The sequence below is a fragment of the Pseudomonas sp. H3_E07 genome, assembly GCF_054668895.1.
In genome coordinates, this window is sequence record NZ_CP162795.1 from 4,962,607 (window position 1) to 4,982,790 (window position 20,184).

Genomic DNA, 20,184 nt, shown 5'->3' on the forward strand with positions numbered 1-20,184 from the left:
GGATCAGCCGAGCGTGCAGCCCGTGGCTTCCATGGGTGGGAACGACTGGCCGGCGCTGAGCACCTTGGCCAGGTCATCCTTGTCGGCCATGTCGGCAGTGGCCTTGCCGATCAGCAGGTAGTAATCCTTGATCACCTGATGGTCGCCGGCGCGGATCGATTCCTTGCCGGTCGGCCCTTCGTAGCTCAGGCCCTGCATGGCCTTGGCCACGGTGGGCCCGTCGAAGCTGCCGGTGGCGATGATGGTGTCGAGCATGATCTTGGTGCTGATGTAGTCGGCGGCCAGCGGATAGGTGGGGTTGATGCCGTATTGGGCCTGGGTGAGCTTGACCAGTTCACGGTTGAGCGGGGTGTCGACCTGGTGCCAGTACTGCGCGCCAAGGTACACGCCTTCCAGCACGTCGCTGCCCAGTTCCTGGAACTGGTCGAGGCCGGCGGACCACACCAACAGCACTTTCATGCGTTCCTTGATGCCGAAGTTGACCGCCTGGCGCAGGGTGTTGGACGACTGGCTGCCGAAGTTGAGCAGTACCAGCACATCGGGCTTGGCGGCGATGGCATTGGTCAGGTAACCGGAGAACTCCTGTTCCTGCAGTGAGTGGTAGCTGTTGCCGATGTGCTCCAGGCCGTTTTCCTTGAGCACATTTTTTGCGCCTTCGAGCAACGCTTCGCCGAACACGTATTGCGGGGTGATGGTGTACCAGCGCTTGGCGTCCGGCAGCAGCTTGATCAGCGGCACCATGGTTTCGCGGATGGCACCGTAGGTGGGCACCGACCAGCGGAAGGTCGCGAGGTTGCAGTCCTTGCCGGTGACTTCATCGGCGCCGACCGGGGTCATGAACACGCCACCCACCTTGTCGACTTCCTTGGCCACCGCCAGTGCCGACGACGACAAGGTGCAACCCTGGAAGAACCGTGCGCCGTCCTGCTGGATGGCTTCCTGCACCTTGCGCACCGCCTTGCCGGCGTTGCCTTCGGTGTCGATGACCTTGTAGTTCAACGCGCGACCTAGCACCTGCGGGTGCTGTTGCACCGCCAGGCGCGAACCCATGTCGGCAAACTTGCCATAGCTGGCAAAGGCGCCAGACATGGACTTGAGGCCGTAAAAGGTAAAGGGCTCGGCGGCGAATGCAGACCGAATGCTCAGCGGGAGGCTGAGGGCGGCGGCTGCGGTAAGACTGGCTTTCAACAACGTACGACGCTGCATGGGGTGACTCCCTGGTTTAGTTATTGGCAGGAGTGGCAATGGCGATACGGTGGAGCAAGGGCCTGTGGGCAGGCCTGTTATTGGGATAACGCGGTTTTGGTTGGAATAGGGTCAAACTGTGGGAGCGGGCTTGCTCGCGAATGCGGTGTATCAGTCACCGGGTGCATTGCTGACCCACCGCATTCGCGAGCAAGCCCGCTCCCACATTGGATTCGTGGTGTCCTTAACGATGATCGAACTCCAATAGAAAATGCGGGCTGACTTCACCTTCCAGCGCCGTCATATGGTGTTCGGCGTCGCACATGTGTTCATGCATCAGGCTGCGCACTGCGCTTTCATCCCCGGCCCGAAACGCGATCAGCAACTGCTTGTGATAATCCAGGTTGGCCGCATCGAACTGCTTGCGCTTGGGCTTGTAGGCCTTTTTCAACACCACCAGGTCACGCAACAGGTCGTTGAGGAACTGCGCCATGAAACTCAGCAACGGGTTGGGGCAGGCCTTGGCCAGCAGGTTGTGAAACTCCAGTTCTGCCAGGCGCTGTTCACGCTGGCCAGCCTCGCTGTCTTCGGGCGCGCTGCAAAAATCCACGTTGTCTTGCAGGGCTTGGTAGTCGTCTTCGCTCAAGCGTCCGAGTACCGACACCGCCAGTTCCACTTCGATGACTTTGCGCAGTTGGTACACCTGCTCGCCGTCCAGGTGCTGGAAGTGCAGGTAGTTGCGCAACGCCCGGCTGGCCGGTTCGGTGCCGGCCTGGTTCAGGTAGGCGCCGCCGCTGGGCCCGGTACGCGTGCTCACCAACCCTTCGACTTCCAAGGCCTTGAGCGCTTCACGGGCCGAGCCTTTGGAGCACTGGAAGCTTTCCATCAGCTCGCGTTCGGTGGGCAAGCGGTCGCCGGGCTTCAAGGCATCGGTGACGATGGAGCGCTTGACCGACTCGACAATCACGTCGGACAGCTTCTGGCGTTTGCGTCGTAGCGGGCGGCTTAGCATAAGTTCGATTTATCGTATTAATGCGGATAAATAGCACTTAATAACGATCGGGGGGCAGCGTCAACGGCGGGTGTCGTTTTCGACGGCAAAAGGTCGCAATCGGGTGGTTACTCCCCGTTGCCTGAGTCCAGGCATCGGGTGGACGGCGGCGGCTGCTTGCCGAAGACCAGGAAATCGCCCACCCAACGGTTGATGCAGCTGCTGGCGTCCTGTTTGGTTGTTTCTTTCAGGCGCAGTTGTTCGACGTGGGGCGCTGCCGATTCGGGCTGCTGCGCATTGACCAGCACCATGCGCGCTACCCGTTCGGGAAACAGGGCCGCGTAACGGTTGCCCAGGCGGGTGGCATCGGCATTGCCCAGGTAGAACAGTTGGGCCTCGCCCAGTTGGCTGCGCACATACTCAAGGTCTTGAGCGGCCTGTTCGACTCCAGTCTCGTTGTCGAGGTCGCGAGGGCTGAGCTCGATGAAGTCGTAGCGGTTGACCAGTGTGCGATACGCCGGGTTGGAGTAAGAACCCCAAAGGCTGGTCAGGTGAATGACGAAGGTGCCGCCCTGATTCCTTTTAGGCGCGTCGCCGGCCTGGGCGAACACCACGCCTTCCCGGTTCAGTGGGTCTCGGGCGCCGACGCGGGTCAGGTAGAGGCGCAGGTTGCCTTGCCGGGGGGCTGCGTAATTGCGCGGTACGCTCACGACGCCGCATTGGGTGCGCTGCAGCACTTCGGGGTCCAGGCGTTCAACGGTCGGCAGGGGGCAATCCAGCAGCCAATCGATGGCGGTGGGGGCAATCAGGTCTTGGGCAGCGCTTGCTGTCATCCAGAGACAGGCGCACGTCAGGTATTTTGCGACAGTCATCAAGAGGTCCTGGGCAACCGTGTGAGTGCGGTTTTTTTACCAAGGACCGTTGGTCGAAGAATGTAGGGCGAGAAGACAGCTGGCGTACGAAAACGGAGTTTTGTTTATCGGATCTGAGTCTGCCAGCCGCCGCCTAATGCTTTGTACAGCGCGATGCTGGCCTGTAGGCGCGACAGCCGCAGTTGCACGTTCTGGTCCTGGGCTGTGTACAGGGTGCGCTGGGTTTCCAGTACCGTGAGCAAGTCTTCGGCACCCGCCTGATAGCGGCTTTCTGCAATCTGGAAGGCGGTCTGGGCCTGTTGCAGTTCTTCGCTTTGCCATTCGCGCTGCTGGTCGAGACGCGTGATGCTGCTGAGGGATTTTTCCACGTCGGCAAAGCCGTTGATGATCGCACCGCGATAGGTTTGCAGCAGTTCATCCTGGCGCGCGCGGGCCTTGTCGCGTTCAGCACTTAAACGGCCGTTGTTGAAGATCGGCGCCACCAGTCCAGCGGTAAGCGTGTAATAAGGGCTGCGCAGCACATCCACGGCTTTGTAGGCGTCGGAACCCAGGGTGGCGCCAAGGGTGATGGCGGGCAGCATGGCCGCGCGAGCCACCGTGACGTCGGCCTGCGCTGCCGCCAGCTGTGCCTCGGCCTTGGCGATATCGGGGCGACGGCTGAGCAACTGGCTTGGCAAGCCGGCGCCGATTGCAGGCCAGGTCAAGGCTTGGAACGGTTCGGTGCCTAGGTTCAGAGCCTGTACCGGCTGGCCGAGGAGGGCAGCCAGCGTAATCCGCGACTCTTCGGCCAATTGCTGGATCAACGGCAGTTGGCGTTGCTGGCTGGCCACCAGGCTTTTTTGCTGGGCCAGTTCCAGGGCAGTGGCGGAGCCGGCGTCATAGCGAGTCTGTACAAGGTCGAGCACATTACGCGCATTGGCCAGGTTCAACTCGGCAATCTGCTGGCGTTGCTGCGCGGCCAGGGTTTGTGCGTAGCGGTCGGCCACGCTGCTGAGCAAGGTCAGCTCCACGGTGGCCTGGTCAAACTCGCTGGCGCGCACGTTGTGCAGGGCGCTGTCGCGAGCGGCGGCGCGACCGCCCCAGAAGTCCACTTCGTAGCTGGCGGTGAGGTTGGCGCCGAAATTGTCGACGGTGTCATCGCTTTGTGATGCGTCAAGATCCGGTCCACCCGGACCACGCAACAGTTTCTGACGGCTGGTGGTGAGGTTGAGCTTCACCTCCGGCAACAGCGGCGCGCCGGCGATCACTGCACTGGCTTGGGCTTGGTGCACGCGTGCGGTGGCGGCGGCCACGTCGAAGCTGTCACGCCGGGCCTGGTCGATCAGACGGTTGAGCTGCGGGCTGCCAAACTGTGTCCACCATTGCTGATTGGTGGCTTGGGCGGCGTCGCGTTCGGCAAGTTGCCAGGCGGCAGGCGGTGCAATCCCGCTGTCGACCGCTGGCGGGTTGCCGGTGCAGGCGCTGAGTAATACGCACAAGGCGGGCAGGTAGAGGGATCGTTTATTCACTGGTCAACGCCTTAACCGGATCGAGCCGGGCAGCTTTACGGGCCGGCATGAAGCCGAATACGACACCGGTGACGAGTGCGCAACCAAACGCGCCAAACACCGCCAATAGGGAGAACTGCACCGCCACCTTGGCCAGCACCAGCACCCCGCCGACCAACAATGCTAGGGCGATGCCGCACAAACCGCCGACCACCGAGAGCATCACCGCTTCCGTGAGGAACTGGCGCAGGATGTCGCGCTGGCGTGCGCCGGTGGCCATGCGAATGCCGATTTCGCGGGTACGCTCGCGCACGGTCATCAGCATGATATTCATCACGCCGATCCCGCCCACCAGCAGGGAAATTGCCGCAATCGAACCGAGCATCAATGACAGCGTGTTCTGAGTGCGGGCCTCGGCCTGGATCATCGCGGCGTTGTTGGTCAGCTCATAGTCGCGCTTGCCGTTGTGCAGCTTTTGCATCAACTGGTCGATGGCCACCTCGGTTTCGCGGACCTTGCGCGCATCGGCCGCCGCGATCACGACATACTCGGGGTTGTAGTTGCCGAACAGACGCACGCTGGCGGCGGTGTAAGGGATGGCAACGCGGTCGTCACTGTCCTTGTTGCCGGAGGCGGCGCCTTTTTCCGCCAGCACGCCGATTACCTGGAATGGCACGTTTTCAATCAGGATGTACTGGCCGATCGGGTTGACCTCGCCCTTGAACAGCTTCTCGCGCACGCGATGACCGATCACCGCCACCGTGGCGGCGGCACGCTCGTCGGCGGCCGTGAAGTAATTACCCTCGACCACCGGCCAATTAAAAATCTCCGGGAAGTTGGTGTCATTGCCCCCCACGTAGGCCATGTAGTCGACGTTGCTGAAGCGCACCCCGACTTCGCTGCCGTTGACCGGCATGATGCGCTGGACCTGGGGTAACGCCGCCAGTGCGTGGACGTCGTCGAGGGTCACGATACCCAGGGGCGTGCGCGGGTTGGGCGATGTTCCACTGAGGTAGATAATGTTGGAACCGAACGCCCCCATCTGCGCCATGACCTGGCGCTTGCTGCCCTCACCGACGGCCAGCATCACCACCACCGAGGCCACGCCAATGATGATCCCCAGCAGGGTCAGTGCGGTGCGGAAGCGGTTGATCCACATCACCCGCCAGGCGGCTTGCACCGCGTCCACCAGCTCGGCTTTCCACGCGCCATTGTGCTCGGCGCCGTCGGCCAGGCGCTGGCGCAGATCCACGGCTTGCAGAGCACCGTTCGCTAATGCTGGCGCAACGTCGCTGCTGTCCGCCGAGTCGCTGATGATCAAACCATCGCGAATCTCGATGATGCGATTGGCCCGCGCCGCCACTTCGCGGTCGTGGGTGATCAGGATCACCACGTGGCCCTGGCTGGCGAGTTCATCGAGCAGGGTCATGACCTCGGCGCCACTGTGGCTGTCGAGGGCGCCGGTGGGTTCGTCGGCGAGGATGATATGCCCGCCGTTCATCAAGGCTCGGGCAATGGATACCCGCTGTTGCTGGCCCCCGGAGAGTTGGTGCGGACGGTTGCCGGTGCGTTCGGCCAGGCCCAGGCGCGTGAGCAGGGCGTTGGCGCGGGCATGGCGCTCGGCGGCGCTGATGCCGGCGTAGATCGCCGGCATCTCGACGTTCTCCTGGGCCGAGCCCGACGGGATCAGGTGGTAGCCCTGGAACACGAACCCGAACGCTTCGCGGCGCAGCCAGGCCAGTTCATCGCTGTCCAGGTGGGCGACGTTTTCCCCGGCGAACAGGTAGTTGCCTGTGCTGGGGCGGTCGAGACAGCCAAGGATATTCATCAGCGTGGACTTGCCGGAGCCGGAGGCGCCGACGATGGCGACGAACTCCCCGGCATGGATCGACAGGTCTATGCCGCGCAACACGTCGACCTGCGGGCTGTCGCCGCCGCCGTAGGATTTGCGGATGTTCTTGAGTTCGATCAGGGGCGTGGTCACCTCAACCCCGTTGCCGTCGGCGGGGCCGATCAGCAGGTGATCGCCTTCGCTCAAGCCGTCGAGCACCTGGACGCGCAGGCGGTCGCTGATGCCCACCTGCACCTGGCGCTGCTCGATACGGCCGTTCTTGCCCACGACCTGGGCGATCTGCTGGTTGGCGTTCGCCGTGCCCGATAACGCGGCAACCGGCGCGGTGAGCGCATCCTTGACTTGGCTGGCGACGAAAAATACCTGGGTGGTCATTTCGGCCATCAGCGCGTTGTCGCTGTTGTCCACGTCCAGCAGCACGGTGTACAGCACCACGCGGCCGCTGCCGCTTTTACTGGTGCTGTTGGGGCTGCCGCTGCCTTGGGTTTCATTCAACGGCTTGGGCGGGATCGGCAGGATCTGCCGCACGGTGCTGGTCCAGCGTCGGTTACCGCCGCTCAAGGTAGTGAAGTACGCGGTCATGCCGGGTTTGACGTGGCCGATATCGGCCTCCGAGACTTCTGCCCACACCGTCATCGGCGACAGCTTGGCGATGCGCAGGATCAACGGCGTCTGCTGCTGGGCATTGAGGGTTTGGCCAACCCGCGCGTCCACCGCGACCACGGTGCCGGTCATGGGCGCGTAGATGCGTGTGTAGCCCAATTCCGCTTCGTCACTGCGCAGGCTGGCCTGGGCTTGCAGGATCTGCGCCTGGAACATGTCGACCCGGGCCTGGGTAGCGCTCAGTTCGGCCTTCGCGGTTTGCACGTCTTCCTCACGGGTGGCGTTTGCGGCGGTCAGGCGTTGCTGGCGCTGGTACTTCTGGCGTGCCAATTCGTGCTGAGCCTTTTGTTCCTGCAACTGGGCCTTGAGGTTTTCGATGGCGTAGCGGCTGGCGTCCAGCTTGGCTTTTTGCGTGGACGGATCGATCTCAACCAGCAATTGGCCTTCCTCGACCTGGTCGCCGGCTTCGACGTGGATTTTGCGGATCTGGCCAGAGGCCTGGGCACCGACGTCCACATAGCGACGCGGTTGTAGGGTGCCCAAGGCGGTCACGCTGTTTTCGATACTGCCGCGGGTGACGGTGACGGTGGTGAGAGTGTCACGCCCCGGCGGCAGCACCTGCCAGGCCGCGACGGCGATAAAAGGGATCAGGCACGCGATAACAAGCAAGGCGCGTCGGGCAGGTCGAGGGCGTTTCATGCTTTGGTTCCAGCCAGGAAAGTTCGGACCGCAGTTGCGGGGAGCTGACAAGTAAACGAGGGAATTGCGCGGGGATTTAGGCGGTTACATAAGCAGTTACAGCTCCCTTGAAGAAAAAAATCGTCCGTTGATGCAAGTCTGCTTTAAAAGTAGATGAGAATTACTATAAATTGCACGCACTCAAACTGCCATCACCGAACGGGTTGATTTAAGTGTAGGAGCGAGCTTGCCCGCGAGGGACGTTCAGGCGCTGCGTTTATCCTGAATGCTCGCGATATCATTAACGGTCTTCGCAAGCACGCTCGCGTCTACAGGCTGTTTTTTGCACCCAGGGACCAAATGCCGCCACCCGGCGGTCGGGAGTCATGTTGGAAAACTACTATCGCGAGCTGGTGTGTTTCCTCAACGCCAAGCTGGGCAACCGTCAGGTGGCCGAGGATGTGGTGCATGACGCTTATGTCCGGGTGCTGGAGCGTTCCAGCGACACGCCCATCGAACAACCCCGTGCCTTTTTGTACCGCACCGCATTGAATCTGGTGATCGATGGACATCGGCGCAATGCCTTGCGCCAGGTTGAACCCCTGGACGTGCTGGATGCCGAAGAGCGCTTCGCCAGCAGTTCGCCTCACTCCCACCACGATCACGGCCAGCGCCTGGAACTGCTCGAACGCGCCCTGGCCGAGCTGCCGCCGGCCTGTCGCGACAGCTTCCTGCTGCGCAAACTCGAAGGCCTGACCCACCTGCAGATCGCCGAACGCCTGAGCATTTCCCGCGCCATGGTGGAGAAACACATCGTCAATGCCATGAAGCACTGCCGGGTGCGGATGCGCGAGTGGGAAACGCACTGATCGAAGATCAGTTAAATTTTATTTCATTGTCCTCGTTTCCTATCAACACACGACCTGTTGTTCAGGTCTTGAAGGTATTCCCGCCCCACCGCCAAGGGGCTTATCCAGAGGACACTGGAATGACACAGGCAATTGCTTCGCCCGCGGTTCACGACCTGATCGGTATCGGTTTCGGCCCTTCGAACCTGGCGCTGGCCATCGCCCTGCAGGAGCGCGAAAAGGCCCAGGGCAAACTGGATGTGCTGTTTCTCGACAAACAGGCCGACTACCGCTGGCACGGCAACACCCTGGTGACCCAGAGCGAGCTGCAGATTTCATTCCTCAAGGACCTGGTGACCCTGCGCAACCCCACCAGCCCGTATTCCTTCGTCAATTACCTGAAAGCCCACGACCGCTTGGTGGACTTCATCAACCTGGGCACCTTCTACCCGTGCCGCATGGAGTACAACGACTACCTGCGCTGGGTCGCCGGGCAGTTTCAGGCCCAGGCGCGCTACGGCGAGGAAGTGCTGTCCATCGAGCCCATCCTGCACCAGCAGCAGGTTGAAGCGCTGCGTGTGATTTCCCGGGATGCGCTGGGGGAGCAACATGTACGCACCACCCGTTCGGTGGTGGTCAGCGCCGGGGGCACGCCGCGTATTCCCGAAGCGTTCAAGGCGCTCAAGGGCGATAGCCGGGTGTTCCACCATTCCCAATACTTGGAGCGGATGGCCAGCCAGCCATGTGTCGAGGGCAAGGCCATGCGCATTGCCATCATCGGCGGTGGCCAGAGCGCGGCCGAAGCCTTTATCGACCTGAACGACAGCTTCCCGTCGGTGCAGGTCGACATGATTCTGCGCGGTTCGGCGCTCAAACCCGCCGATGACAGCCCGTTCGTCAACGAAGTGTTCTCGCCGGCCTTCACCGACCTGGTGTTCCAGCAAGAGGGCGCCGAGCGTGAGCGCCTGGTCGCCGAGTACCAGAACACCAACTATTCGGTGGTGGACCTGGACTTGATCGAGCGTATCTACGGCATCTTCTACCGCCAGAAGGTCTCCGGCATCGCCCGCCAGGCGTTCCGCACCCTGACCGTGGTCGAGAAGGCCACACCAGGCCCGTTGGGCATCGAACTGGTGCTGCGCAACAACGCCAACGGCGACACCAGCGTCAACCACTACGACGCGGTGATCCTCGCCACCGGCTACGAGCGCCAGACACACCGCGCGCTGCTGGCGCCATTGGAAGACTACCTGGGCGACTTCGACGTGGCGCGCGACTATCGCATCGTCACCGACGAGCGTTGCAACGCCGGTATCTACATCCAGGGCTTCAGCCAGGCCAGCCATGGGTTGAGCGATACCCTGCTGTCGGTACTGCCGATTCGGGCGGATGAGATTGCGGCGTCGCTGTATGCGCTGGACCGTGGGCGCGGCAAGGGTCGTTCGGTGCAGGATTTGTTGCTCGCCACCGCGAGCTGAAACGCGCTCCTACAAACGGCACTTGTGGCAACGAGTGGCTATTGGTACTGTACAAAAAACCAGTATCGGTAGCCCCCATGCAGTTGATCGAAAAACTCAGCATCCTCGCCGACGCCGCCAAGTACGATGCCTCGTGCGCCAGCAGTGGTGCGCCCAAGCGCAGCTCCGAGGGCAAGGCGGGGCTGGGTTCCACCGATGGCATGGGCATCTGCCACAGCTACACGCCGGACGGGCGTTGTGTGTCGTTGCTCAAGGTATTGCTCACCAACTTCTGTCTCTACGACTGCCAGTATTGCGTCAACCGCCGCTCCAGCGACGTGCCCCGCGCGCGTTTCAGCCCGGAGGAGGTGGTCACCCTGACCCTGGATTTCTACCGACGCAACTGCGTCAGCGGGCTGTTTCTCAGTTCCGGCATCATCCGTTCGTCCGATTACACCATGGAGCAATTGGTGCGGGTCGCCAAACTGCTGCGCGAAGAGCATGACTTTCGCGGCTATATCCACCTCAAGACGATTCCTGATGCCGACCCGGCACTGATCGCCGAAGCCGGACGCTATGCCGATCGCCTGAGCGTGAACATCGAACTGCCCACCGAGGCCAGCCTGCAGACCCTGGCGCCGGAAAAGAAGATCGTGTCGATCAAACAGGCCATGCAGACCATCTACACCGGCGAGCAGACGGTACGCAACGAGCCACGCGCACCGCGTTTTGCCCCGGCCGGGCAGAGCACGCAACTGATCGTCGGCGCCGACGACACCGATGACAGCACCATTCTCCACGGTGCCGAGGCGTTGTACGGCAACTTCAAGCTGCGCCGCGTGTATTACTCGGCGTTCAGTCCCATCCCCAATAGCCCGAAAACCGTGCCTCTGGCCGCGCCGCCGCTGATGCGCGAGCACCGTTTGTACCAGGCCGATTTCCTGTTGCGCAGCTATGGGTTCAACGCCAATGAGCTGTTCAAAGGTCCTGGTCACCTGGCGCTGGATATCGATCCCAAGCTGGCGTGGGCGCTGGATAATCGCGAAGTCTTCCCTTTAGACCTGAATCGCGCGGAACCGACCTTGATAGCGCGCATTCCGGGCATTGGCCTGCGTACCACCCAGCGTCTGGTGGACCTGCGCCGTGAACGCAAGATCCGCTTCGAAGACCTGGCGCGCATGCGGTGCGTATTGGCCAAGGCCAAGCCGTTTTTCATCACCAGCGACTACCACCCGCAACAGGCCGACAGCACCAGCGTGTTGTTGCGCGAACAACTGCGCGACCGTCCTCAGCCGCAGCAAATGGGGTTGTGGGGATGATCAGCCTGGAATGCAACAACCTGTTCGGCACTTGGCGCGATCAGGCGCGCTGGCTGCTCAGCCATCAGGTCGACCCCAGCCAGGTGAGTTGGGGCGAGGCCGAAGTGGCGGACCTGTTTGCCACCGACGAACCGATTCCCGAGGGGATGGGGCCTTTCCAGACACGGGTGCCCAAGGCCCTGCTGGAATTGTTGGAGTCGGCCGCCTGTTACCACGGCGACCAGCGTTGGAGCTTGTTGTATGAAGTGCTGTGGCGCGTCAGTCATGGTGATCGCACGGCGATGCTGGCAGGGGACAAACTGGGCAGTGAGTTGCAACGGCGGATCAAGCAGGTCAGTCGCGAGGCACACCATCTGCACGCGTTTGTGCGGTTCATCGCGTTACCCGCCGAGGCCGGGCTGGAATTGCCCGAGTACGTGGCCTGGCACGAGCCGGCCCATGACATCTTGAAATCAGCCAGCCAGCATTTCATCGGGCGCATGGGGCGTCACCGCTGGATGATCGCCACACCGTTGGACGGTGTGTACTACGACGGTGAGCAACTGATCCACCAGCGCGAATGCCCCGAGGCGTGGCGGCAATTGGCGCAGAATGTCGAGGATCCACACAGTGCGATGTGGCTGACCTACTACAGCCACATCTTCAATCCAGCACGGTTGAACCCCAAGGTGATGGAAGGGCATTTGCCCAGCCGGTTCTGGAAGAATCTGCCAGAGGGCAAGTTGATACCGGGGTTGATCAGTGAGGCGCGTACCGGCAAGCAAAAGGATGGGCAGGCGAAGATGATCGGGGCAAAGCTGGGCAAGCGAATCGCTCGCGCCTTTTAAGGCTCAGCTGAGTTCCGTCGCTGTGTTCTTTACCACCGCCAACTCCGGATGCGCGACCAGCTTATCGATGTGCAATTCGTCGTTGTTCAACCAGGTCTCCGTCAGCACCCGGTAGTGCTCCATATCCCGGCAACGCATGCGCAGGCTGTAGTCAAACGGACCGCTGATCAACTGGCATTCGAACACCTGCGGGCAAGCCTTGACGCAGGCTTCGAAGGCCTTTTGCGCCGAGCGCCCGCTCTGGTTGGACAAGGCTACCAACACCAGCAATGACAGCCCTGGCGAGACCATCTGCACATCGATGATCGCCCCATACCCACGGATCACCCCGCGTCGCTCCAGCTTGCGCACCCGCTCCAGGCAGGGCCTGGGCGTGAGGTGCACCAGCGACGAGAGCTTTTCGTAGGTGATACGCCCCTGATGCCGCAGCACTTCGATGATGGCTTCATCAATGCGGTCCAGCGTGGGGGAGGAATGGGGTCCGTTGGCCTTGGTATCCATGGGGTTCACTTCAAACGGTTGGAGAGAAATTGCTGCAAGCGCTCGCTATTGGGCTGGTCGAGAATCCTGGCATCGCCGTGTTCCTCAACCCGGCCCTGGTGCAAGAACAACACTTGGCTGGACACCTGGCGGGCAAAGCCCATTTCGTGGGTGACCATCAGCATGGTACGACCTTCCTCGGCCAACGTCTGTATGACTTTGAGGACTTCTCCTACAAGTTCTGGGTCGAGTGCGGAAGTCGGCTCATCGAACAGGATGATCTCCGGCTCCATCGCCAAGGCCCGGGCAATCGCCACGCGCTGTTGTTGGCCGCCGGAGAGAAACGCCGGGTACTGATCCGCCACGCGGCTCGGCAGGCCGACCTTGTCCAAGTACATTCGCGCGCGTTTTTCCGCCTCCGCAGCGCTTACGTCCAGTACCCGGCGCGGCGCCATGGTGATGTTTTCCAGCACGGTCATGTGGCTCCACAGATTGAAGTGCTGGAACACCATGGCCAGGCGTGTGCGCAGGTTCTGCAATTGATCTTGGTGCGGCGCACGGGTGCCGGCGCGGCCCTGGCGCATTTCAATGCTGATGCCGTCCAGGGTGATCACCCCGGCGTCCGGCTGTTCGAGGAAGTTGATGCAGCGCAGCATCGTGCTTTTGCCAGAGCCGCTGGCGCCGATCAGGCTGATCACATCGCCCTGGCGCGCATTCAGGGAAACACCCTTGAGCACTTCGTGCTCGCCATAGCGTTTGTGGATGCCTTCGACTTGAAGCTTGATGGCCGCGGTGACGGGTTGGGCAACGGGTTCATCAACGGGATAAGCGGCCAGGGCCTGCGCGGACTGATTCATGGGTTAGCCTCGGGTAGGAACAAGAAAGCGCATCCAGCGACGTTCGGCCAGTCGGAACAGGCCCACCAGTGCAAAGGACAGCAGCATGTAGAGCAGGGCAGCGATGCCGAACGCCTGGAACGTCAGGAACGTTTCGGCATTGGCGTCGCGGGCCACCTTGAGGATGTCGGCGACGGTGGCGGTAAAGGCCAGCGAGGTGGCGTGCAGCATCAGGATCATTTCGTTGCTGTAGGCCGGTAACGCACGACGCAGCGCGGCGGGCACCACCACGAACAGGTTGAGACGCCAACCGTGCAGGCCGTAGGCGCGGGCCGCTTCGATTTCGCCATGGGGGATATTGCGGATCGCCCCGGCGAAGATCTCCACGGTGTAGGCGCAGGTGTTGAGCACGAAGGCCAGCAGCGTGCAGTTCAGCGCATTGCGGAAAAACTGGTTGAGCAGGGCGTTATCCTGCACGATTTCCAGGCTGTACAGCCCGGTGTAGCAAATCAGCAGTTGGATATACAGCGGCGTGCCGCGAAACAGGTAGGTGTAGACCTCCACTGGCCAGCGCAGCCAGACGTGCTCGGAAACACGCGCGAGCGCCAACGGGATCGACAGGAAAAAACCCAACACCACCGAGATGATGAACAACCACAGTGTCATGGCCACGCCGGACAATCCTGCGCCATCGCTGAACAGATAGGCCAGACCGTATTGCTGGAACAGTTCGATCATCGCGCCATCCCCTTGATGCCGAGGTTATAGCGCCGTTCGAGGCGCTTGAGGACGCGGTTGGACAGGGTGGTGATCACCAGGTACATCAGGCCCGCGAGGATCAGGAAGTACAGCGGCTCATTAGTGGTTTTGCCGGCATTTTGTGCGGCCTTGACCAGGTCCGACAAGCCGATGATCGACACCAGCGCCGTGGATTTGAGCAGCACCAGCCAGTTATTGCCCAGGCCCGGCAGGGCAAAGCGCATCAGTTGCGGGAACAGCACCAGGTGAAAGCGCTGCCAGCGGCTCAGGCCATAGGCGGTCGCCGCTTCCAGCTGGCCCACCGGCACGCTGAGGATCGCGCCTCGGAAGTTCTCGGTGAAATACGCGCCGTAGATAAAGCCCAGGGTGATCACCCCAGCGGTAAACGGGTCAATTTCAAAATAGTCCCAGCCGAACACTTCACTCAGGTCGTTGAGCCACAGTTGCAGGCTGTAGAAAATCAGCAGGATCAGCACCAGGTCCGGCACACTCCGGATCAAGGTGGTGTAGAGCGTGGCCGGCACACGCAGCCATTTGGCGCTGGAGAGCTTGGCAGCGGCGGCGATCAGGCCCAGGGCGAGGCTCAGCGCCAGCGCGAGGAAGGCCAGCTTGAGCGTCATCCAGGCACCCTGGGCCAGCATCGGGCCGTAGCCGTGCAGATTCAGGAATTCGTTCATGGGGAAGGAGATCTCTTTTATGCAGGCGCGAGCTCGCTCGCGCCTACAGGGGACTTTTGCCTGGCTCGGACATCACTCGTGGTAGATGTCCTGATCGCCGAAGTACTTCTTCTGGATCTGTGCGTAGGTGCCATCCGCCTGCACAGCGGCGATGCCTTTGTTGATCAGCGCCCGCAGTGCCTGATCGTTCTTGCGCAGGCCCATGGCGATGTCCAGGGGCAGGGTCGGGTCCTTGAAGGCAGGGCCGGTCTTGAAGTCGCTGCCTTCGGGTTTGGACAGGAAGTTGAGCTGGGCTTCGAGCTTGTCGGTCAGGGTCGCGTCCAGGCGGCCGTTCTGCAGATCGGCGTAGTTCTGGTCCTGGGACTGATACGCCTTGATCTGCGCGCCGAGCTTGGCCAGGTGGGCACGGGCGTAGGCCTCCTGCAACGAGCCTTGCAGTACCCCGACTTGCTTGCCCATGAGGGATTCCGGGGTGTCGCCGAAGTCGGCGCTCTTGCGCGTGATCACGGAGGTAGGGCTGAGGAACAGGCGGTCACTGAAGTCGATGATCTTTTCGCGGGCCGGGGTTACAGCCATGGAGGACATGATCGCGTCGAACTTGCGGGCGCGCAGGGCCGGGATCATGCCGTCGAATTCGTTGTGCACCCAGGTGCATTTCACTTCCAGCTTGGCGCAGATCGCGTTGCCCAGCTCGATATCGAAGCCTTGCAGGCTGCCGTCGGCGGCAACGGATTCGAAGGGGGGATATTCGGGGAACACGCCGAAGCGGATTTCTTTCCATTCCTGAGCGTGGGCGGTTGCGCAGAGTGGCAACAGCAACGCAGCGAAGAGTGATCGCAGTGGAGTCATGTGTAGTCCCTATATTTTGTAATTGATGTCAGGGCAGTCATTGAGCTGAAACAAATCGTTCTTATTGGCGCAGAGAATGCTCCATGGTGGTGCGTTTTTTGTGTCGTTTACCCCGTGCTCAAAGCGCGAATTGCGCTGTTAAAACGGGCAATGCAGCGGAATCGGCTGTGCCACCCGCTGAATCGGCTTTTCACCCACCCAAATCTGGGCCGCCCTCGACGCAGAGCGGCAGGCCAGAGCGTTCTCAGGCGCGCTTTTTCTGCTGTGCGCGAGGTTGTTGTGCCAGGCGTGCGAACAGGTCTTTCGGGTCGGCCAGGTCCGGCACCAGCTCCAGGTCGCTGCCCACATCCAAGGCCTTGGCCACGTCCAGCACATAGCGCAGGGCCGAGTAGTCTTCGATGGCAAAACCTACCGAGTCGAACAGGGTGACCTGGCGCGCATTTTCGCGGCCGGGTTGTTGCCCGTTGATCACTTGCCAGAGTTCGGTGACCGGTGAGTCTTCCGGCATGTGCTGGATTTCACCTTCGATGCGGCTTTGCGGTTCGTACTCGACGATCACCCGGGCGCGCTCGACGATACGTCGGTCCAGCTCGGTCTTGCCGGGGCAGTCGCCGCCGACGGCGTTGAGGTGCATGCCGGGTTCGATCATCTCGTCCGTCAGGATGGTGGCGTAGGCCTTGTCGGCCGTGACGGTGGTGACGATGTCCGCGCCTTTTACCGCTTCGGCGACGCTGCCGGCCAGGATCACCTTGATCGCCGGGAAGGCTTTGAGGTTGGCGGCCAGCTTGGCGGTGGCCTTGGCGTCGATATCGAACAGGCGGATCTCAGTGATGCCGAGCATGGCGTGGAAGGCCAGGGCCTGGAATTCGCTCTGGGAGCCGTTGCCGATCAGCGCCATGCTGCGGCTGTTGTCGCGGGCCAGGTAGCGGGCGACCAGCGCCGACGTGGCGGCGGTGCGAATCGCAGTGGTCAGCGTCATTTCCGCCAGCAGCACCGGCAAGCCGGTGTCCACGTCCCCCAGCGCGCCGAAAGCCATCACGGTGAGCATGCCGGCCAGGGTGTTTTTCGGGTGGCCGTTGACGTATTTGAACGCGTACAGGGATGCGTCGGAGACCGGCATCAGCTCGATCACACCGTCCGGCGAGTGGTTGGCCAGGCGCGCGCATTTTTCGAAATCCTGCCAGCGCAGGTAGTCGGCACGGATGTACTCGGCCATCTCGGTGATGCAGGTTTGCAAGCCTTTTTGCGAGACCAGGTAGCAGAGATCGTTGACGTCGATATAGCGGGTCATGACAAGACTCCTTGAGTTATTGGACGGTGGCGCGGGCGGGCAGGTGCACTTCCGCCAGCATGCAGCGGGCACTGCCGCCGCCGATGCGTTCGATGTTGTCGATGTTTACCACCACCGGCCGCGTATGGCGTTCCACGTGCTGGCGCTGGGCGGGTTGCAAAGCGCCCCAGGCGCTGGCGGACATCACCAACAGGGGCTGGCCGTCGCGGTCGTGGATTTCGAGCATGTTGCCGGCGAAGGCCTCCAACTGATCGAAATCGAGCGCGAGGATGTCCTTGCCGGTGTCGCGCAGGGAGCGTTCCAGGCCCTGGCGTTCGCTGGCGTCCGGCAGGGCTTGCAGGCATACCACCGAGAGGTCGCGACCGACGCTCATCATCACGTTGCTGTGGTAGATCGGCGCGTGATGGCGGTCGACGGCGTGAAAAACGCAGAGCTGGTAGTCGAGGCGTTCGGCGAACTGGCGCAGGGCGTCCTGGTGGGTGCGCCCGGAGTGGCAGGCGTAGCTGATGCGGTGTTGGCGGTCGAGCACCATGCTGCCGGTGCCTTCGAGGAAGATGTTCTGCTGTTCCAGGTGGCTGAGATCAATGGTGCTGTTGATCGCAAAACGTTGCTCCAGCACTTGCAGCACGCCTTTGTTGCGCTCCAGTCGTCGGTTCTGGCCTTCCATCGGGTACAGCACCAGGCTGCCGTCGGCGTGGCTGCTCCACCAGTTGTTGGGGAATATCGAGTCGGGGGTGTGGGGCGCCGGCGTGTCCTGCACCACCAGCACTTCCACGCCGTGCCGGCGTAGGGTGTCGACATAGCCGTCGAACTCTTCCAGCGCTTTCTGCTGTGCGCCGAGTGGGTCGAGGGGTTGGCGTTGGAAGCGGTTGTTGATCGCGGTGTCCGGGTTGAAGGCAAAGCGCGCCGGGCGAATCATCAAGACGGTATTGGTGGTTTGCATGGGTGCACGAATCCATGGGTTGAACTGTGGGGCTATTTTGTGGGTTGTGCGGGGTGAATCCCGGCTGAAACCGGGAAGCGGGTCAGCCGGGAAAGCTGAAGAGTGGGGTGAGGCAGCCGAATCGGCTGTTCGGGCGAGCGCAGGTCAAAATTGCTATTGTGCGGGTTGTTCAAACGCAGTCAGCCAGGAGGAATCATGTCTACCGCCGTTCGCCTCGCCCAGGCAGCCGATGCCGAGGGCATCAGCCAGGTCATCCTGGCGGCCTTGCACAGCAGCAATGCGCGGGATTATCCGGCGGATGTGATTGCGCGGGTGGCCAGTAACTTCACACCGGATGCGGTGCTGGCCTTGCTCAAGCGTCGCCAGGTACTGGTGGCAATTCAAGATCATGTGATCGTCGCCACCGCCGCCCTCGACGGTAATGTGGTGCGCTCGGTGTTCGTCAATCCAGCGCTGCAAGGGCAGGGAATCGGTCGCCTGCTGATGATCGAGATCGAACTGCGCGCCCGCGAGGCTGGGGTGACCGTATTGAGCGTGCCTGCTTCGCTGACGGCCGAGCCGTTCTACACCAAGCTGGGGTTTAACACCGTGCGTGACGTTTACCACGGCAACGAACGTACATTGGTGATGGAAAAAGCGCTGCTGTCCCGGCATCCCATCGGTCCGTATCGCGACCGTCAGCATCGGGCGCAAGTGGTTGCGCTCTGGCAGCAGGCCTTTGGCTATGACACCGCCCACAACCTGCCAACGCTGGCGATTGATAAGAAGCTGGCCGTCAACGATGGGCTGTTCTTCGTAGCCATGGATAAAAAAGCAGTGATCGGGACGATTCTTGCCGGCTACGACGGTCATCGCGGCTGGCTGTATTCGGTGGCGGTGCACGCCGACTATCGGCGCCATGGCTTGGGGTCTTCGTTGGTACGCCACGCGGAACAGGCATTGACCGCGTTGGGGTGCATGAAGATCAACCTGCAGATCACCGGCGGCAACGACGCGGTGGTGGGGTTCTACGAGGCGTTGGGGTATGGGGTGGAACCGAGGATCAGTATGGGCAAGAAGATTGTAGGGAATATTCCCAAGGACTTGTGAGAACACCCAAATAAACTGTGGGAGCTGGCACGCCAGCTCCCACATGGGCTTTGTGGTGGGGCTCGTTGCAGAGTTAGACCTTGACGATCCAGCCTTGCGGCGCTTCAACGTCGCCGGTCTGCACGCCGGTCAGCTCTTTGTAGAGCTTCTGGGTGATCGGGCCGACTTCGGTCTCGCTGTGGAACACGTGCAGCTCGCCGTTGTACTGGATGCCGCCGATTGGCGAGATCACTGCAGCCGTACCGCAGGCGCCGGCTTCCTTGAACTGGTCGAGCTTGTCGATGAACACTTCGCCTTCGACCACTTCCAGGCCCAGGCGGGTCTTGGCCAGTTCGATCAGCGACAGGCGGGTGATGCCTGGCAGCACCGACGGCGACTTCGGCGTGATGAACTTATTGTCGTGGGTGATCCCGAAGAAGTTGGCCGAGCCGACTTCTTCGATTTTCGAATGGGTCATCGGGTCCAGGTAGATCGCGTCGGCGAAACCGGACTTCTTCGCTTCGGAACCTGGCATCAGGCTGGCGGCATAGTTGCCACCGACCTTGGCGGCGCCGGTGCCTTGCGGTGCGGCGCGGTCGAAGGTGGAGATCTGGAAGTTATGTGGTACCAGGCCACCTTTGAAGTAGGCGCCGACGGGGATGCAGAACACGGAGAAGATGAACTCCGGGGCGGTCCGCACGCCGATGTTGTCACCGGTGCCGATCACGAACGGGCGCAGGTACAGCGCGCCGCCGCTGCCGTACGGCGGGATGAAGTGCTCGTTGGCCTTGACCACTTGCTTGCAGGCGTCGATGAACACGTCGGTCGGCACATGCGGCATCAGCAGGCGGGCGCAGCTGCGTTGCATGCGGGCGGCGTTCTGGTCCGGACGGAACAGGTTGATCGAACCGTCCTTGCAGCGGTAGGCCTTGAGGCCTTCAAAGCATTGCTGGCCGTAGTGCAGGGCAGTGGAGCCCTCGCTGATGTGCAGCACATTGTCATCGGTCAGGGTGCCTGCTTGCCATTCGCCGTTTTTCCAGACCTGGAGAAACCGCTTGTCGGTCTTGATGTAGTCAAAACCCAGCTTGTCCCAATTGATGCTTTCGTTACCCATGACACCCTCTATCTCTGGTCAACCGCCTGGTCGAAGGCAGGCTTGTCG

The 20,184-nt window shown here is 61.7% G+C and carries 18 protein-coding genes and 1 pseudogene; 5 read left to right on the forward strand and 14 right to left on the reverse strand.

The annotated features are described in order from the left end of the window. Positions 1 to 3 precede the first annotated feature (3 nt). The 6 genes and pseudogenes from AB4O08_RS22875 to AB4O08_RS22900 form a co-directional block, all read right to left on the reverse strand. Positions 4 to 1,206 carry an ABC transporter substrate-binding protein gene (locus tag AB4O08_RS22875; RefSeq protein ID WP_460114369.1) on the reverse strand — a complete coding sequence of 401 codons (1,203 nt, stop codon included), beginning with the start codon at positions 1,204 to 1,206 and terminating at the stop codon, positions 4 to 6. A gap of 223 nt (positions 1,207 to 1,429) precedes the next feature. Beyond that, positions 1,430 to 2,197 carry a FadR/GntR family transcriptional regulator gene (locus AB4O08_RS22880; protein ID WP_010209305.1) on the reverse strand — a complete coding sequence of 256 codons (768 nt, stop codon included), beginning with the start codon at positions 2,195 to 2,197 and terminating at the stop codon, positions 1,430 to 1,432. A gap of 107 nt (positions 2,198 to 2,304) precedes the next feature. Then, positions 2,305 to 3,048 carry an alpha/beta fold hydrolase gene (locus tag AB4O08_RS22885; protein WP_460114370.1) on the reverse strand — a complete coding sequence of 248 codons (744 nt, stop codon included), beginning with the start codon at positions 3,046 to 3,048 and terminating at the stop codon, positions 2,305 to 2,307. Positions 3,049 to 3,152: 104 nt separating this feature from the next. Next, complete coding sequence (locus AB4O08_RS22890; protein WP_460114371.1) at positions 3,153 to 4,556, reverse strand: efflux transporter outer membrane subunit; 1,404 nt, start codon at positions 4,554 to 4,556, stop codon at positions 3,153 to 3,155. Further along, complete coding sequence (locus AB4O08_RS22895; RefSeq protein WP_010209310.1) at positions 4,549 to 6,519, reverse strand: MacB family efflux pump subunit; 1,971 nt, start codon at positions 6,517 to 6,519, stop codon at positions 4,549 to 4,551. Before AB4O08_RS22895 ends, AB4O08_RS22890 begins: the two co-directional genes overlap by 8 nt. Positions 6,520 to 6,606: 87 nt before the next feature. Beyond that, a pseudogene (locus AB4O08_RS22900) lies at positions 6,607 to 7,689 on the reverse strand (efflux RND transporter periplasmic adaptor subunit); the annotation flags it as partial. 365 nt (positions 7,690 to 8,054) lie between these two features. On the opposite strand from AB4O08_RS22900, the gene AB4O08_RS22905 reads away from it, so the two are divergent. The 4 genes from AB4O08_RS22905 (at position 8,055) to AB4O08_RS22920 (ending at position 12,119) form a co-directional block, all read left to right on the forward strand. Next, positions 8,055 to 8,537 (forward strand): sigma-70 family RNA polymerase sigma factor, encoded by a 483-nt coding sequence (locus AB4O08_RS22905; RefSeq protein ID WP_021492862.1) that lies wholly within the window; start codon positions 8,055 to 8,057, stop codon positions 8,535 to 8,537. Positions 8,538 to 8,656: 119 nt separating this feature from the next. After that, the gene (locus AB4O08_RS22910; protein ID WP_010209316.1) at positions 8,657 to 9,994 is read left to right on the forward strand and encodes a lysine N(6)-hydroxylase/L-ornithine N(5)-oxygenase family protein; all 1,338 of its coding nucleotides are present in this window, start codon (positions 8,657 to 8,659) and stop codon (positions 9,992 to 9,994) included. A gap of 77 nt (positions 9,995 to 10,071) precedes the next feature. Beyond that, positions 10,072 to 11,292 carry a putative DNA modification/repair radical SAM protein gene (locus AB4O08_RS22915; protein WP_010209318.1) on the forward strand — a complete coding sequence of 407 codons (1,221 nt, stop codon included), beginning with the start codon at positions 10,072 to 10,074 and terminating at the stop codon, positions 11,290 to 11,292. Beyond that, positions 11,289 to 12,119 carry a TIGR03915 family putative DNA repair protein gene (locus AB4O08_RS22920; protein ID WP_460114372.1) on the forward strand — a complete coding sequence of 277 codons (831 nt, stop codon included), beginning with the start codon at positions 11,289 to 11,291 and terminating at the stop codon, positions 12,117 to 12,119. Before AB4O08_RS22915 ends, AB4O08_RS22920 begins: the two co-directional genes overlap by 4 nt. A gap of 3 nt (positions 12,120 to 12,122) precedes the next feature. On the opposite strand, the gene AB4O08_RS22925 is transcribed toward AB4O08_RS22920, so the two are convergent. From AB4O08_RS22925 to ctlX, 7 genes are all read right to left on the reverse strand, one after another. Further along, complete coding sequence (locus AB4O08_RS22925; RefSeq protein WP_010209320.1) at positions 12,123 to 12,620, reverse strand: Lrp/AsnC family transcriptional regulator; 498 nt, start codon at positions 12,618 to 12,620, stop codon at positions 12,123 to 12,125. 5 nt (positions 12,621 to 12,625) lie between these two features. Then, entirely contained in the window at positions 12,626 to 13,456 is an 831-nt protein-coding gene (locus AB4O08_RS22930; protein ID WP_010209321.1) for an ABC transporter ATP-binding protein, read from the reverse strand. 3 nt (positions 13,457 to 13,459) lie between these two features. After that, the gene (locus tag AB4O08_RS22935; RefSeq protein ID WP_010209322.1) at positions 13,460 to 14,173 is read right to left on the reverse strand and encodes an ABC transporter permease; all 714 of its coding nucleotides are present in this window, start codon (positions 14,171 to 14,173) and stop codon (positions 13,460 to 13,462) included. Further along, on the reverse strand, positions 14,170 to 14,871 hold the full coding sequence (locus AB4O08_RS22940) for an ABC transporter permease (protein ID WP_010209323.1): 702 nt from the start codon (positions 14,869 to 14,871) through the stop codon (positions 14,170 to 14,172). Before AB4O08_RS22940 ends, AB4O08_RS22935 begins: the two co-directional genes overlap by 4 nt. A 72-nt stretch (positions 14,872 to 14,943) precedes the next feature. Further along, entirely contained in the window at positions 14,944 to 15,720 is a 777-nt protein-coding gene (locus AB4O08_RS22945) for an ABC transporter substrate-binding protein (protein WP_010209324.1), read from the reverse strand. A gap of 244 nt (positions 15,721 to 15,964) precedes the next feature. Then, positions 15,965 to 17,011, reverse strand: a complete 1,047-nt coding sequence (locus tag AB4O08_RS22950; RefSeq protein WP_010209325.1) for an ornithine cyclodeaminase — start codon at positions 17,009 to 17,011, stop codon at positions 15,965 to 15,967. Between the two features lie 16 nt (positions 17,012 to 17,027). After that, the gene (ctlX, locus tag AB4O08_RS22955) at positions 17,028 to 17,954 is read right to left on the reverse strand and encodes a citrulline utilization hydrolase CtlX (RefSeq protein WP_042572082.1); all 927 of its coding nucleotides are present in this window, start codon (positions 17,952 to 17,954) and stop codon (positions 17,028 to 17,030) included. A gap of 195 nt (positions 17,955 to 18,149) precedes the next feature. Here ctlX and AB4O08_RS22960 point away from each other — a divergent pair, with 195 nt between their 5' ends. Continuing rightward, complete coding sequence (locus AB4O08_RS22960; RefSeq protein WP_074900420.1) at positions 18,150 to 19,043, forward strand: GNAT family acetyltransferase; 894 nt, start codon at positions 18,150 to 18,152, stop codon at positions 19,041 to 19,043. A 73-nt stretch (positions 19,044 to 19,116) separates the two neighbouring features. Here the strand turns inward: AB4O08_RS22960 and AB4O08_RS22965 are convergent, their stop codons facing one another. Beyond that, on the reverse strand, positions 19,117 to 20,136 hold the full coding sequence (locus tag AB4O08_RS22965) for a branched-chain amino acid aminotransferase (protein WP_460114373.1): 1,020 nt from the start codon (positions 20,134 to 20,136) through the stop codon (positions 19,117 to 19,119). Positions 20,137 to 20,184 lie beyond the last annotated feature (48 nt).